12 protein-coding genes are annotated in these 14,039 nt (G+C 73.7%); 8 read left to right on the top strand and 4 right to left on the bottom strand.

Annotated elements, in window-relative coordinates; translation table 11 throughout:
• Window positions 1–2 precede the first annotated feature (2 nt).
• Window positions 3–1,295, bottom strand: a complete 1,293-nt coding sequence (locus tag AC07B0_RS30975) for an ROK family transcriptional regulator (protein WP_478899422.1) — start codon at window positions 1,293–1,295, stop codon at window positions 3–5.
• A 135-nt stretch (window positions 1,296–1,430) separates the two neighbouring features.
• A complete protein-coding gene (locus AC07B0_RS30980) occupies window positions 1,431–2,582 on the bottom strand; it encodes a mechanosensitive ion channel family protein (protein ID WP_467294331.1) in 1,152 nt (383 codons plus the stop codon).
• A 203-nt stretch (window positions 2,583–2,785) separates the two neighbouring features.
• Here AC07B0_RS30980 and AC07B0_RS30985 point away from each other — a divergent pair, with 203 nt between their 5' ends.
• The 4 genes from AC07B0_RS30985 to AC07B0_RS31000 all read left to right on the top strand — a co-directional run bounded on the left by AC07B0_RS30985 (window position 2,786) and on the right by AC07B0_RS31000 (window position 6,477).
• On the top strand, window positions 2,786–3,322 hold the full coding sequence (locus tag AC07B0_RS30985; protein WP_356878215.1) for an HNH endonuclease: 537 nt from the start codon (window positions 2,786–2,788) through the stop codon (window positions 3,320–3,322).
• Between the two features lie 522 nt (window positions 3,323–3,844).
• Window positions 3,845–4,171: a hypothetical protein gene (locus AC07B0_RS30990; protein ID WP_467294332.1), complete on the top strand. Its 327-nt coding sequence runs from the start codon at window positions 3,845–3,847 to the stop codon at window positions 4,169–4,171.
• Window positions 4,172–4,183: 12 nt separating this feature from the next.
• Window positions 4,184–6,223, top strand: coding sequence for a 4-alpha-glucanotransferase (locus AC07B0_RS30995; RefSeq protein WP_469381678.1), 2,040 nt, complete (start codon window positions 4,184–4,186; stop codon window positions 6,221–6,223).
• 20 nt (window positions 6,224–6,243) lie between these two features.
• A complete protein-coding gene (locus AC07B0_RS31000; protein WP_356878218.1) occupies window positions 6,244–6,477 on the top strand; it encodes a hypothetical protein in 234 nt (77 codons plus the stop codon).
• A gap of 100 nt (window positions 6,478–6,577) precedes the next feature.
• Here the strand turns inward: AC07B0_RS31000 and AC07B0_RS31005 are convergent, their stop codons facing one another.
• Complete coding sequence (locus AC07B0_RS31005; RefSeq protein ID WP_467294335.1) at window positions 6,578–7,075, bottom strand: MarR family winged helix-turn-helix transcriptional regulator; 498 nt, start codon at window positions 7,073–7,075, stop codon at window positions 6,578–6,580.
• 106 nt (window positions 7,076–7,181) lie between these two features.
• Here AC07B0_RS31005 and AC07B0_RS31010 point away from each other — a divergent pair, with 106 nt between their 5' ends.
• The 4 genes from AC07B0_RS31010 to AC07B0_RS31025 all read left to right on the top strand — a co-directional run bounded on the left by AC07B0_RS31010 (window position 7,182) and on the right by AC07B0_RS31025 (window position 11,373).
• Window positions 7,182–8,474 carry an MFS transporter gene (locus tag AC07B0_RS31010; protein WP_469381681.1) on the top strand — a complete coding sequence of 431 codons (1,293 nt, stop codon included), beginning with the start codon at window positions 7,182–7,184 and terminating at the stop codon, window positions 8,472–8,474.
• Between the two features lie 69 nt (window positions 8,475–8,543).
• The gene (locus tag AC07B0_RS31015) at window positions 8,544–9,485 is read left to right on the top strand and encodes an EamA family transporter (RefSeq protein WP_469381682.1); all 942 of its coding nucleotides are present in this window, start codon (window positions 8,544–8,546) and stop codon (window positions 9,483–9,485) included.
• 42 nt (window positions 9,486–9,527) lie between these two features.
• Window positions 9,528–10,460 (top strand): DMT family transporter, encoded by a 933-nt coding sequence (locus tag AC07B0_RS31020; protein WP_478899423.1) that lies wholly within the window; start codon window positions 9,528–9,530, stop codon window positions 10,458–10,460.
• A gap of 10 nt (window positions 10,461–10,470) precedes the next feature.
• Complete coding sequence (locus tag AC07B0_RS31025) at window positions 10,471–11,373, top strand: LysR family transcriptional regulator (protein ID WP_356878223.1); 903 nt, start codon at window positions 10,471–10,473, stop codon at window positions 11,371–11,373.
• 71 nt (window positions 11,374–11,444) lie between these two features.
• Here AC07B0_RS31025 and pepN read toward each other — a convergent pair whose 3' ends face one another.
• Entirely contained in the window at window positions 11,445–14,018 is a 2,574-nt protein-coding gene (pepN, locus tag AC07B0_RS31030; protein ID WP_469381685.1) for an aminopeptidase N, read from the bottom strand.
• Window positions 14,019–14,039 lie beyond the last annotated feature (21 nt).

The following is a 14,039-nucleotide window of genomic DNA, read 5'->3' on the forward strand; positions in this document are numbered from 1 at the left end:
GGCTAGCGGGAGGTGCCCTGGCGGAGCAGGTCCGGGCGGGCGGTGTCCTGGCGGGAAGTGTCCGGGCGGGCGGTGTCCTGGCGGGAGGTGTCGAACACTTCCTCGCGGGCGGCGGTCAGGGCGCTTTCGAGGGCGCCCCGCAGGACGGGCCGCTCGCGGACCTCGCCGGTCACGAGCCGGGGCCGGGAGGGCGCCAGCTCGGCCAGCTCGGCTTCCAGCAGCGTGCGCAGCGGGTCGCCGCCCGCGGTGATCACGGCCCCGGACAGGACCACGATCTCCGGGTCCAGTACGGCGACGAGCGAGGCCAGACCGGTCGCGAGGACGGTGGCGTACGACTGGAGGAAGCTCAGGTGGGCGCCGTCGGGCGCGGCGGCGGCCCGCTCCAGCAGGGCGACGGCGACGGCGACCTGCGGCCCGTGCGGGGCGTCCGGCTCGGGCCGCGGCGCGGCGTCGATGCCGAGCTCGGCGGCGAGCCGGGGCAGGACCTGTACGCCGGCCAGCTCCTGGTAGCCGCCGGTGTTGGCCCGGGTGACCTGCCGCACCAGCGGGTGTCCGGGCACGGGCAGGAAGCCGACCTCGCCCGCGCCGCCGGTCCAGCCGCGATGCAGCCTGCCGCCGAGGACCAGGGCGGCGCCGAGGCCCTCCTCGTTCCACAGCAGGACGAAGTCCTCGTGTCCGCGGGCCGCGCCGAGCCGCTGTTCGGCGAGGGCGGCGAGGTTGACGTCGTTCTCGTACTCGACGGGTACGGGCAGGGCCGCCGCGAGCTCGTCGAGGAGGGTGGGGGAGTGCCAGCCGGGGAGGTGGCTGGCGTACCGCAGCTGGCCGGTCTGCGGATCGAAGGCGCCCGGGGTGGCGATGACCAGCCGGTGCAGGTCGCCGAGCCCGATCCCGGCGGCGCGGACGGCCCCGTCGAGGGCCCGGGTGACCTGCTCGACGGCGCCGGTCCCCTCGGCGTACGGGAGTTCGTGGCTGCCGGTCACCGTGCCCGTCAGGTCGGCCACGGCGGCGAGGACCCGTTCCGGGGTGACGTCGAGTCCGGCGACGTGGGCGGCCCGGGCGTTGAGGGCGTAGAGCTGTGCGCTGGGGCCGGGGCGGCCGCCGTCGGTGCCGGTGGCCACGACCAGTCCCGCGCTCTCCAGCCGGGCGAGGAGCTGCGAGGCGGTGGGCTTGGACAGGCCGGTCAGCTGCCCGATCCGGGTCCGGGACAGCGGACCGTGCGCGAGCAGCAGCTCCAGGGCGGCGCGGTCGTTCATGGCGCGCAGCAGGCTGGGCGTTCCGGGCGTGGCGGCGGGCATGGTGCGCTCTCTCCCTCACCGAGGTGAACTGTTAGGTAAGTTTCCTATTGGGTTCGGAGCCGTGTCAATGCCGCTGCCCCGCCGGAAAGGTGACCGGCGGGGCAGCGGGAGTGCGGGTGGGTGCGGGGCGGGCGGCTACTTGGTGATCCGCGGGGACCCGGGGGCCGCCGGCGGCGGGATCGGGGCGGTCGCCAGGGACTGCGGGGAGGCGGGGTTGGCCAGGGCCGACGGCGCGGCGACGGCGGCCGACGGGTCGGCGGCCTCCTCGGCCTCGTCGGCCATCGGCAGACCGCCGATGATCTTGATCCCGGCCGCGTCGAAGGCCTCCTTGATCCGCCAGCGCAGTTCGCGCTGTACGGAGAACTGCTGGCCCGGCATGGTCTTCGCGGAGACCGCCACGGTCATGGAGGCCAGCAGCACCTCGTCCAGGCCCAGCACCTCCACCGGACCCCACAGGCGCTCGTCCCACGGGGACTCCTTCGCCAGCGAGTCGGCGACCTCCTGGACCACCTCGCGGATGTGCGCGAGGTTCTCCGAGGGCTTGACCTGCACGTCCACGGCCGCGGTCGCCCAGCCCTGGCTGAGGTTGCCGATCCGCTTGATCTCGCCGTTGCGGACGTACCAGATCTCACCGTTGTCGCCGCGCAGCTTGGTCACGCGCAGTCCGACCTCGATCACCTCACCGGAGGCCACCCCGGCGTCGATCTTGTCGCCCACGCCGTACTGGTCCTCCATGATCATGAACACGCCGGACAGGAAGTCCGTCACCAGGTTCCGGGCACCGAAACCGATCGCCACACCGGCCACACCGGCGCTCGCCAGCAGCGGCGCCAGATCGATCTTCAGCGCGGCCAGCACCATCAGCGCGGCCGTGCCCAGGATCAGGAACGAGGCCACCGACCGCAGGACCGAGCCGATCGCCTCCGAGCGCTGGCGGCGCCGCTCCGCGTTGACCAGGAGCCCGCCGAGCGCCGTACCCTCGACGGCCTCGGCGCTGGAGTTCATCCGGCTTATCAGCTTGGTCAGCGCCTTGCGGACCACCGACCGCAGGGCCGCCGCTATCACGATGATCAGCAGGATGCGCAGGCCGATGCTCAGCCAGGTGGCCCAGTTCTCCTCGATGAAGCTCGCGGCGTTGGTCACGCTCTCGGCGGCGTCGTCGGTGGTGGTCGCTGCCAACGGGAGCAGAGTGGCGGGCGAGGGCACGGAAGGAACCTCCAGGCATAGCGGTTTGCCCGCCGGGGGTCCCCCGACGGAATCCGGGGGCGGGGTGTACGGGCAGACCATCCACACTAACGGGGCACAGGACCGACCTTGTTGCCGTGTTCGAGGGAGAGACCAGACTCACCCGGGGATGAAGGCAGTGTGGTTGAAAACACCTCGGACCCGTTACGGGCGCGTGGTGGCGCTTCGACCAGCCGTAAGGGGAGACTGGAGAGCAGATCGTCCCGGCGCGAGCCACGCGCCGCCGGCGTACAAGGAGGCAGTCCGTGCCGCACGTCCTGGTCCTCAACGCGTCGTACGAGCCGCTCGGCGTCGTACCGCTCCGCCGCGCCCTCGTCCTCGTCCTGGAGAACAAAGCGATCTCCCTGGAGGAATCGGGCGCCTTTCTGCACAGCGCGACGAGAGCCGTCCCCGCGCCCAGCGTGGTCCGGCTCAAGCGTTTCGTGCGGGTCCCCTACCGGGGGCCCGTTCCGCTCACCCGCCGCGCGCTCTTCGCCCGCGACGGCGGCCGCTGCATGTACTGCGGGGCCGTCGCCACCAGCGTCGACCACGTCATCCCGCGCAGCCGGGGCGGCCAGCACGCGTGGGACAACGTCGTCGCCGCCTGCCGCCGCTGCAACCACGTCAAGGCCGACCGGCACCTGCTGGAGCTCGGCTGGCGGCTGCGCCACCAGCCGGCCCCGCCGTCCGGCCTGGCCTGGCGGATCATCGGTACGGGCCACCGGGACCCCCGGTGGATGCCCTACCTCCAGCCCTACGGGGCGGACGACGCGCTGGAACGCATCGGAGCCGCGGCGTCATAGGGGCGGCCGCCCGCCTCCGCCGGCCACCCCCGCTCCCGTTCCCGCCTCCGACCGACGACCGTTCCGCGGACCCGGTCGCCCCCGCGCACCCCGGGGGCGACGGCGGGTCCCGCGGCTCCCGCGCACCCCTCGACGAGCTCTCGCGAAGCCCCGGAGAGCAGGTCCAGCCCGGCGGCGGCGCGCCCCGCGGCAGGGCCGTTCGGGGTAGTGGCCCCCGCCGCGGCGGGGGCGCCCGGCCGACCGTACGGCGCCTCGCCGCCCGGTCGCGTCCCGCTGCCCCGGGCGGCCGCGGCCGCCCTCCGCTTCCCGCCCCTGAGCTGCGCAGAGCCCCCGCGCCCCGGGTCCCCCCGGCGGGTGCGGACGGGCCCGCACCCGCCGCCCGCGCGGCGCGGGCGTCCACGACCGTGGGGTGATCTGACCTGGATCCGCCAGGAATGCGGGGCCGCCGACTGGGTATGGCTGCGTTGTTCGCCGGGGTGTTGCATGGGCGGGTCCGACGATCCCGCGCAAAGGAGTGCTCCTGTGAACGCCCGTACCGCGACCACCGTTCTCCCCGCCCGCCCTCCGCGCCCCGCCCACTCCCACCGCCCAGCCGTCACGCCCGCCCCTTCCGCGGCCGCGCCCGCAGCACCGGCCGTTCCCAAACCCACCCCCCGGAACACCCCCAAACCCAAGGCCCCGCTCGCCCACCTGCCCGTCCACAGCGGGCCGGAGGACACGCCCCTCATCAGTGAGCCCCCGCTGGCCGGATCCGCGTACGCGCCGCTGACCAGCGAAACCCCGCTCATGGAAGAGCTCCCGCTGACCTGCGAGCCGAACCTCCCCGCCCCGATCTGGGCGGGCTACTAGACAGGGACACCGATGGACGACCTCGACCGGCTCGCGGCCCTGCACGGCGTCGCCACCACCTTCCAGCCGGCCGAGGACGTCACCGTCCCGGTGCCCGAGACCACCGTCAGGGCCGTCCTCGGCCTGCTCGGCGTGCCCGTCGACACCCCCGAGGCCGTCCGGGCGATGGCCGAGGAGGACGGGCTGGAGCGGGCCGGACGGGCACTGCCCCCCACGGTCGTGCTCTGGCAGGGGGAGCCCGCCCCGGCGCCGCTGACCGCACTGCCCTCCGGCACCCGGATCCGGGTGGACCCGGAGGAGGGGCCCGAACCCCTCGTGTGGGAAGCCGGCGACGGGCGGCCGCCCCACGGACTCGCCTCCGGGCAGCCCGCGGAACTGCCCCTGGGCGTGCACCGCCTCACCGCCGGGCTGCCCGACGGGCGCACGGCCGCCGCCACCCTGATCGTCGCCCCGGAGCGCGCCCCGGCCGCGCCCGGGCGGGCCCACGGGCTGCTCGTCCAGCTGTACTCCCTGCTCTCCGAGCGCTCCTGGGGCATGGGCGACCTCGGCGACCTCGCGGAGCTCGCCCGCTGGGCCGCCCGCACCCACGGCGCCGGCTTCATCCAGGTCAACCCGCTGCACGCGGCCGTCCCCGGGACCCCGACCGACCCGTCCCCGTACCGGCCCTCCTCGCGCCGCTTCCCCGACCCGGTGCACCTGCGGATCGAGGACGTCCCCGAGTACGCCGACTGCCCGGACCGCGACGCCCTCGCCGAACTGGCCGCCCGGGGCGCGGAGCTGCGCCGCGAGGTACTGGAGAAGGGGGCCCTCATCGACCGTGACGCCGTGTGGGCCCTCAAGCGCGCCGCCCTGGAACTGCTGTACACCGTCCCGCGCAGCCCCGCCCGGGAGGCGGGGTACGCCGAGTTCCGCGCGGAGCAGGACGGTCAGCTGGACGCGCACGCCGCCTGGTGCGCGTCCAGGGCCGGGGAGGACCCCGAGGAGCGGGCCGACTTCCACCGCTGGCTGGTCTGGCTGACGGACACCCAGCTCACCGCCGCCCAGCGGGCCGCCCGTGAGGCCGGGATGACGGTCGGCATCGTGCACGACCTGGCCGTCGGCGTGCACCCCGACGGCTCGGACTCCCTCCTCGGCCCGTACCACGCCCGGCACATCAGCGTCGGCGCCCCGCCGGACGCCTTCAACGCGCGCGGCCAGGACTGGGGGCTGCCCCCCTGGCGGCCCGACGTCCTGGAGGGGACCGCGTACGCCCCCTTCCGGGCCCTGCTGCGGGCGGTGTTCCGGTACGCGGGAGCCGTCCGCATCGACCACGTCATGGGCCTGTTCCGGCTCTGGTGGATCCCGGAGGGAGCCGCGCCCGCCGAGGGCACGTACGTCTCCTACGACGGCGAGGCGATGCTGGCCGTCCTGGTCCTGGAGGCGCACCGGGCCGGGGCCGTGGTGGTCGGCGAGGACCTCGGGACGGTGGAGCCGCGGGTCCGCCGGGCGCTGGCCCGGCGCGGGATCCTCGGCACCTCCGTGCTGTGGTTCGAGCGGGACTGGGCGGGCGACGGGGAGCCGCTGGAGCCCGAACAGTGGCGGGCGGACTGCCTGGCCACCGCCACGACCCACGATCTGCCGCCCACCGCGGCCAAACTGGCCGGGGAACACGTCGAACTGCGGGACCGGCTCGGCCTGCTGACCCGCCCGCTGGAGGTGGAGAAGGGCGAGGACGCCGCCGACACCGCGCGCTGGCTGGAGGTGCTGGAGCGGCTCGGACTGGACACCGGCCACGAGGAAGCGGCCGTGCGGTCCCTGTACGCCTTCCTGCTGCGCACCCCCGCCCGGCTGGTCGGCGTGTGGCTCCCCGACGCGGTGGGGGACCGGCGGCCGCAGAACCTGCCGGGCACCTGGGACCAGTACCCCAACTGGCGGCTGCCGGTCGCCGACGCCTCGGGCCGGCCGCTGACCCTGGAGGAACTGGCGGCCTCGCCCCGGGCGAACGCCCTGCTGAGCGCGGTGCGGGAGGGGGCGCAGACCCGTACGGCACCCCCGGGCGCGCGGCCGCTTTAGGTGTTCGCTACGTTTGCACCGTGGACAAGAAGAACGCTCTGCGCGCCGGCGCCGTCACGGCCGGAACGACGCTGATGATGCTGCTGATGACGTCTCCCGCCCTCGCGCTCACCCGCGACGACGGTGACGACCCGGGTCCGGGCCTGAGCATTGGCGAGACGCTCGGCCTGTTCGTGGCCCTGCCGATCGTCCTGTTCCTGGTCATCGCGGGTCTCGTGATGGTCGGCGACAAGTCGCGCAAGACCCAGGGCTGACCCCACCGGGCAGTCCGTCTCCTGAATGCTTCCGGGGCGCCGGAGGTCCGCGGAGCCGTCGTAGGACGGCTGCGGTGCGACCTCCGGCGCTCCGTCGTGTCTACGGCACCCCGGCCATGAGCTTGCGCAGCAGGCCCGTGAGCTGCTGGACCTCCGCCCCGTCGAGGTCGGACAGGGCGGCCTTCTGGACCTCCAGGCCCGCGGTCACCGCCTCGTCGATCAGGGCGAGCCCGCGGTCGCTGAGCGTCACTTGGAGCCCGCGCCGGTCGTGCGGATCGGGGCTGCGGGCGAGCAGTCCCGCCTTCTCCAGCTTGTCCAGGCGCCCGGTCATCCCGCCCGTGGTGAGCATCAGCGTGGCCGACAGCTGGCGCGGCGAGAGCGTGTAGGGGGCTCCGGACCGGCGCAGCGTCGCGACGACGTCGAACTCCCCGCGGGAGATCCCGTAGCGGTTGTAGGTCCGTTCCATCGCGTCGCCCATGGCCTTGGTGATCCGGTACATCCGCCCGAAGACGGCCATCGGGGCCGTGTCCAGATCGGGGCGTACCGCGTACCACTGCGCGGCGATGGCGTCGACGGCGTCCTTGTTGGCCTCGGTCATGAGTGCAGTATCCGGTTCCGCTTCCTCGTTCGCAAGAAAGTTGCTTGACGGAAAGTGGCTTAGTGCTAAGCTACTTTCAAGTGACCTACTCGGGGGAGGAACGGGGATGAAGGTGGTCAAGGGGGCCGCGGAAGCCAGAGTGGCGGGGGAGTGGTCCCTGCTCACGGGCATCGGGATCAGCGCGGTCGGGATCGGGATGTACATCCCCTTCTCCCTCGTCTTCTTCCACCACGTCACCGGCCTCTCCTTCACGCTCGTCGGGCTGGTGCTCACCGTCACCGGCCTGGCCGGGCTCGCCTTCATGCCGCTGGCCGGCACCGCCGTCGACCGGTACGGAGCCCGGAAGGTCAACCTGGTGCTCTACGCGGTCCGGGCGGCCGGCTTCGCCCTGTACCCCTTCGCGGGATCACTGCCCGCCTTCGCGGCCGTCGCGCTGGTGACCGCCCTCGCCGACCGCTCCTTCCCCGTCGTCCAGCAGTCCCTGATCGGGGAAGTGGCCCGCGGCGGAGCCCGCGACCGCCTCCAGGCCTCCGTACGGGCCCTGCAGAACGCGGGCATGGGCGCCGGAGCCCTGCTCGTCTCCGGGGCGCTCGCCCTGTGGGGGCCCGCCGGATTCCAGTACACCGCCTGGGGCAACGCCCTCGCCTTCGCCGCCGCCGGACTGCTCGTCGCCCGGGTCCGGCCCGTACGGGACGCCCTGGCCGCAGGCTCCGCGAAGCGCCCGCCCGCCGGGTACCGGATGGTGCTGCGCGACCGGCCCTTCCTCGGGCTGACCGCCGCCAACTTCCTGACCGCGCTCGGCTACGCGGCCCTGTCCGTCCTGTTCCCCCTCTACATCTCCACCTGGCTGCGCGGGCCCGACTCCCTCACCGGAGCCGCCTTCACCGTCAACACCGCCCTGTGCGCCGGGATCGGCGTCCTGATCGCCGGCCGGGTCCGCCGCTCCGGAGCCCGCCGCACCCGCTCCGCCGCCCTCGGCGCCCTGCTCTTCGCCGCCGCCTTCGCCGCCCAGATCGTCCTCGGCACCCTGCGTCCCGGACAGACCGTCACCATGGTGGCCCTGCTGGCCATCGTGGTCGTCTACACCCTCGGCGAACTCGTGCACAGCCCCTCCGGCGGCGCCCTGTCGGTCTCGGCCGCCCCCGAAGCCGTCCGCGGCCGCTACCTCGCCACCTACCAGCTGTCGTACTCCCTCGCCACCGCCCTGGCCCCGTCCCTCTTCACGGCCCTGCTCGCCGTCGACGGCCGCCTGCCCTGGGCCGTCCTCGCCGTCGCCGCCCTCGGCGCCGCGCTCGCCCTGCTCCTGCTGGAGCGGCACCTGCCCGCCGACGCCGTCCACGCCACCCCGCCGGCCCCGGCCGCCGCACCCGCCGGAGCCCCGGCCCCCACGGCCGCCTGAACCCACAGCCCGGCCGGAACCCACAGCCCGGTCCGATCCCACGCTTCCTCACCCGCCCGAGGAGTTCCCGTGAACCGCCTGACCACCACCGTCCTGACCGCCCTGGCCCCCATCTCCTGGGGATCGACCTACTTCGTCGCCAGCGAACTCCTGCCCCCCGACCGGCCCCTGTTCACCGGGGCCATGCGGGCCCTGCCCGCCGGACTGCTGCTCATCGCCCTCTCCCGGACCCTGCCCAAGGGCGAGTGGTGGTGGAAGTCCGCCGTCCTCGGCACGCTCAACATCGGCGCCTTCTTCCCGCTGCTCTTCCTCTCCGCCTACCGGCTGCCCGGCGGCGTCGCCGCCGTACTGGGCTCCGCGGGCCCGCTGTTCGTCGTAGGACTCGCCGCCCTGCTGCTGGGCGAGCGGGCCAGGCTGCGGACCGTCCTCGCCGCCGTCGTCGCCGCGTTCGGCGTGAGCATGGTCGTCCTGACCGCCGAGGCGGAACTCGACCTCGTCGGCGTCATCGCCGGTGTCGTCTCCTCCGCCTCCATGGGCGCCGGCACCGTGATGACCAAGCGCTGGGGACGCCCCGAGGGCGTCGGCCCGCTGGCCGTCACCGGCTGGCAGCTCACCGCCGGCGGGCTGGTCATCATCCCGATCGCCGCCCTGATCGAGGGGGCGCCGCCCGCCCTCGACGGCAAGGCCTTCCTCGGCTACGGCTACATGATGCTGATCAACACCGGCATCGCGTACTGGCTCTGGTTCCGCGGCATCGGCCGGCTCACCGCCACCTCCGTCACCCTGCTCGGCCCGCTGTCCCCGCTCACCGCCGCCGTCATCGGCTGGGCCGCGCTCGGCCAGGCCCTGTCGCCCGTCCAGCTCGCCGGCATGGCGCTCGCCTTCGGCGCGACCGTGGTCGGGCAGCTCCCGGCCCGAACCGCCCGGACCCCCCAGCAAACGTTCAGTTCTCCTGAAGACATCGATCGAAATGTTTCGATGGACCTGAGCAGTTCCGAGGTGCGACGGTAGGTCCACGAACCACAGACCCAGACCCCGAGGGGGAGACACCACGTGACCGTCACGGACCGCGTCCGCACCGTCCCGCAGACCCAGCAGCAGCCCACGACCAGGGGGAAGAAGGGGGCCGCCGGACTCGGCGTCCTCCTCGCCCTGGTCGCGACGGTCGTCTGGTCCGGCAGTTTCGTGGCGACCCGGGGGATGGCCGACACCGTCCCGCCGGTGCAGGCCGTCTTCTGGCGGTGGATCATCGCCGCCGTCGCGGTCGCCCCCTTCGCGGCCCGGCAGGCCTGGCGCCAGCGGGCCCTCCTGCGCCGCCACCTCGGCTACGTCAGCCTCGCCACCCTCTTCGGCGTCACCCTGTACAACACCCTCGTCCACCAGGCCGGACTGACCACCTCCGCCTCCAACATGGGCATGATCATGGCGGCCTTCCCGGTCGTCATGGCCCTGTACTCCCGCCTCGGCGGCGAACGGCTCGGCGCCCGCCGCACCTTCGGCATGCTGCTCGCCGCGTTCGGCGTCCTGCTCCTCGTCGGCGACGGCTCGATCGGCTTCGACTTCGGCGCGGGCGACCTGTGGATGTTCGGCGCCGCCCTCTCCTTCGCCACCTACAGCGCCCTGCTCAAGCGCAAGCCCGCCGAGATCGGCCAACTCGCCTTCCTCTTCGCCACCTTCGTCCTCGGCGCGCTGATGCTGGCCCCCGCCTACGCCGTCTCCCTCACCGTCCAGGGCGGCTTCGAGGTCACCCCCGGCTCCGCCGGACAGCTCCTGTACGTCGGCGTCTTCTCCTCGGCCGTCGCCTTCTTCGCCTGGAACAAGGCCGTCTCCGTGATCGGCGCGGCCCGCGCCGGAGTCGTCTACTACCTCCAGCCGGTGTGCGTCGCCGGACTCGGCTTCCTGCTCCTCGGGGAACACACCGGGCCCGCCCAACTGGTGTGCATGGCGCTGATCCTGGGCGGCGTGGGACTGGGTGCCCGGCGGTAGGTTCGGTCCCATGACCGAGTGGGACATCAAGAAGCTGCGGATCCTGCGGACCCTGGCCGACCGGGGCACCGTGACCGCCACGGCCGAGGCGCTGCACATGACGCCCTCGGCCGTTTCGCAGCAGCTGACCAACCTCGCCCGGCAGCTGGGGGTGCCGCTGCTGGAGGCCCAGGGGCGGCGCGTACGCCTCACCGACGCCGCCCACCTCGTCCTGCGGCACACCGAGGCCGTCTTCGCGGAACTGGAGCGGGCCGACGCCGAACTCGCCGGATACCTCTCGGGGGAGGCCGGCGAAGTACGGATCGGGGCCTTCTCCACCGCCGTGCCCGTCCTCGTCGTCCCGGCCGTCGCCGCCCTGCGGCGGACCCACCCGGGGATCGAGGTACGGGTCCGCGAGACCGAGGCCGCCGAGTCCTACGAGCTGCTGACCGCCGGGGCCGTGGACCTCGCCCTGTCCCTGGCCGCGCACGCGCCCGGCGCCCGCGACCCCCGCTTCAGCCGGGTCACGCTCCTGGAGGACCCGCTGGACGTGGCCCTGCCGCCCGGGCACCCGCTGTCCGCCGCGCCCGCCCTGCGGCTGGCCGACCTGTCCGGCGAGCGGTGGATCTACGGGGGCAGCGGACCCTGGTCGGAGATCACCCGCAGCGCCTGCGAGGCCGCCGGGTTCGTCCCGGAGCAGGCCCACTCCGCCTCCGGCTGGACCGCGATCCTGGCCATGGTGGAAGCCGGCATGGGGGTCGCCCTCGTACCCCGCATGGTCACCGGCCGCGCCGCCGGGGTCACCGTCCGGGTCCTGGCCCACGACCGGCCCGCCCGGCACGTCATCGCGGCCCTGCGCCGGGGCTCCGAGTCCGCACCCGCCCTCGCCCGCGTCCTCGGGGCCCTCCGCGAAACCGCGGGAACGCTGCGCTGAGCCCGGGCGGCCGCGAACGGCCGCACCCCGCCCCGCCCTCGCGGGCCGGACGGGGTGCGTTCAGCGGTGCGTCAGGCTCCGGCGGCGGCGTCGGCCGCCTGGGCCTTCAGGGCGCGCTCGACGCCCGAGCGGGACTCCGACACCAGCCGGCGCAGGCCCGCGTTCGGCTCGGCCGAGGCCAGCCACGCGTCCGTCGCGTCCAGCGTCTCCTGCGAGACCTGGAGCGACGGGTAGAGGCCCACCGCGATCTGCTGCGCGATCTCGTGGCTGCGCGTGTCCCAGACCTCCTTGACCGCCGCGAAGTACTTCGCCGCGTACGGGGCGAGCAGCTCGCGCTGGTCGGTCTGGACGAAGCCGCCGATCACGGCCTCCTGCACCGCGTTCGGCAGGTCGTCGGACTCCACCACCGAGGCCCAGGCCGCGGCCTTGGCCTCCGCCGTCGGGCGGGCGGCCCGCGCGGTCGCCGCGTGGCGCTCGCCCGCCGCGGTGGCGTCCCGCTCCAGCTCGGCCGCGATCGCCGGCTCGTCGGCGACGCCCGTCGCCACGAGGCGCTCCAGGAACGCCCACCGCAGCTCGGTGTCCACGGCCAGGCCCTCGATCTCCGCCGAGCCGTCCAGCAGCGCCGACAGGTACGTGAGCTGCCCCTCGGTGCGGGCCGTGGCCGCGAAGGCGCGGGCCCACGCCAGCTGGTGGTCACTGCCCGGCTCGGCGCCGCGCAGGTGCTCCAGCGTGGCCTCCGTCCAGGTCGCCAGGCCCTGCTCCCGCCACGCCGGGTCGGCGTACAGCTCGACGGCCAGCTTCACCTGGCGGTGCAGCGACTGCACGACGCCGATGTCCGACTCCTTGCCGATGCCGGACAGCACCAGCGCGAGGTAGTCACGGGCCGCGAGCTCTCCGTCGCGGGTCATGTCCCAGGCGGAGGCCCAGCACAGGGCGCGCGGCAGCGACTCCGCGAAGTCGCCGAGGTACGCGGTCACGTTCGCGAGGGACACCTCGTCCAGACGGACCTTCGCGTACGACAGGTCGTCGTCGTTGAGCAGGACGACGGCCGGACGCGCGCGGCCCACCAGCTCAGGCACCGCCGTGAGGCCGCCGTCGATGTCCAGCTCGATCCGGTCCGTGCGCACCAGGGCGCCGTCGCTCAGGTCGTACAGGCCGACCGCGATGCGGTGCGGGCGCAGCACCGGCTCGCCCTTGGCGCCCGCCGGGAGCGCCGGGGCCTCCTGGCGGACGGCGAACGCCGTGATGACGCCCTGGGTGTCCGTCTCGATCTCGGGACGCAGCACGTTGATGCCGGCCGTCTCCAGCCACGACTTCGACCAGGCGGTCAGGTCACGGCCGGAGGTCTCCTCCAGGGCGCCCAGCAGGTCCGACAGGCGCGTGTTGCCGAACGCGTGCGCCTTGAAGTAGGCCTGCACGCCCTTGAAGAAGGCGTCCTGGCCGACGTAGGCGACGAGCTGCTTGAGCACCGAGGCGCCCTTGGCGTACGTGATCCCGTCGAAGTTGACCAGGACGTCGTCCAAGTCACGGATGTCCGCCATGATCGGATGGGTCGACGGCAGCTGGTCCTGCCGGTACGCCCAGGTCTTCATGGAGTTGGCGAAGGTGGTCCACGCGTGCGGCCACTTCGAGCCCTCGGCGTACGCCTGGCAGGCGATCGAGGTGTAGGTGGCGAACGACTCGTTCAGCCAGAGGTCGTTCCACCACTCCATCGTGACGAGGTCGCCGAACCACATGTGGGCGAGCTCGTGGAGGATCGTCTCCGCGCGCACCTCGTACGCCGCGTCCGTCACCTTCGAGCGGAAGACGTACTGGTCACGGATGGTGACCGCACCCGCGTTCTCCATCGCGCCCGCGTTGAACTCCGGCACGAAGAGCTGGTCGTACTTCGCGAACGGGTAGGCGTACGCGAACTTCTCCTGGAACCAGTCGAAGCCCTGCCGGGTCACGTCGAAGATCTCGTCCGCGTCGAGGAACTCGGCGAGCGAGGGACGGCAGTAGATGCCCAGCGGCACGGACTGCCCGTCCGGACCCTCGTACGAGCTGTGCACCGCGTGGTACGGGCCCACGATCAGCGCGGTGATGTACGAGGAGATCCGCGGGGTCGGCTCGAAGGCCCACACCCGGTCCTTCGGCTCGGGCGTCGGGGAGTTCGAGATGACCGTCCAGCCCTCCGGGGCCGTCACGGTGAACTGGAACGTCGCCTTCAGGTCGGGCTGCTCGAAGCTGGCGAAGACCCGCCGCGCGTCCGGCACCTCGAACTGGGTGTACAGGTAGGCCTGCTGGTCGACCGGGTCGACGAAGCGGTGCAGGCCCTCACCGGTGTTGGTGTAGGCGCAGTCGGCGACGACGCGCAGCTCGTTGGACCCGGCGGCCAGGTGGGGCAGGGCGATCCGGGAGTCCCGGAAGACGGCGGCCACGTCCAGCGACTTGCCGTTCAGGACGACCTCGTGCACGGCCGGCGCGACCAGGTCGATGAAGGTCTCGGCGCCGCCCTCGGCCGACTGGAAGCGCACGGTGGTCACGGAGGGGTACGTGCCGCCCTCCTGCGCACCGCTGAGATCGAGTTCTACCTCGTACGAGTCGACGGTGAGCAGCTTCGCCCGCTGCTGAGCCTCTTCACGGGTGAGATTCGTGCCAGGCACGCGGTCATCTCCTTCGATGGT

This window comes from Streptomyces sp. NPDC044704 (genome assembly GCF_056433525.1).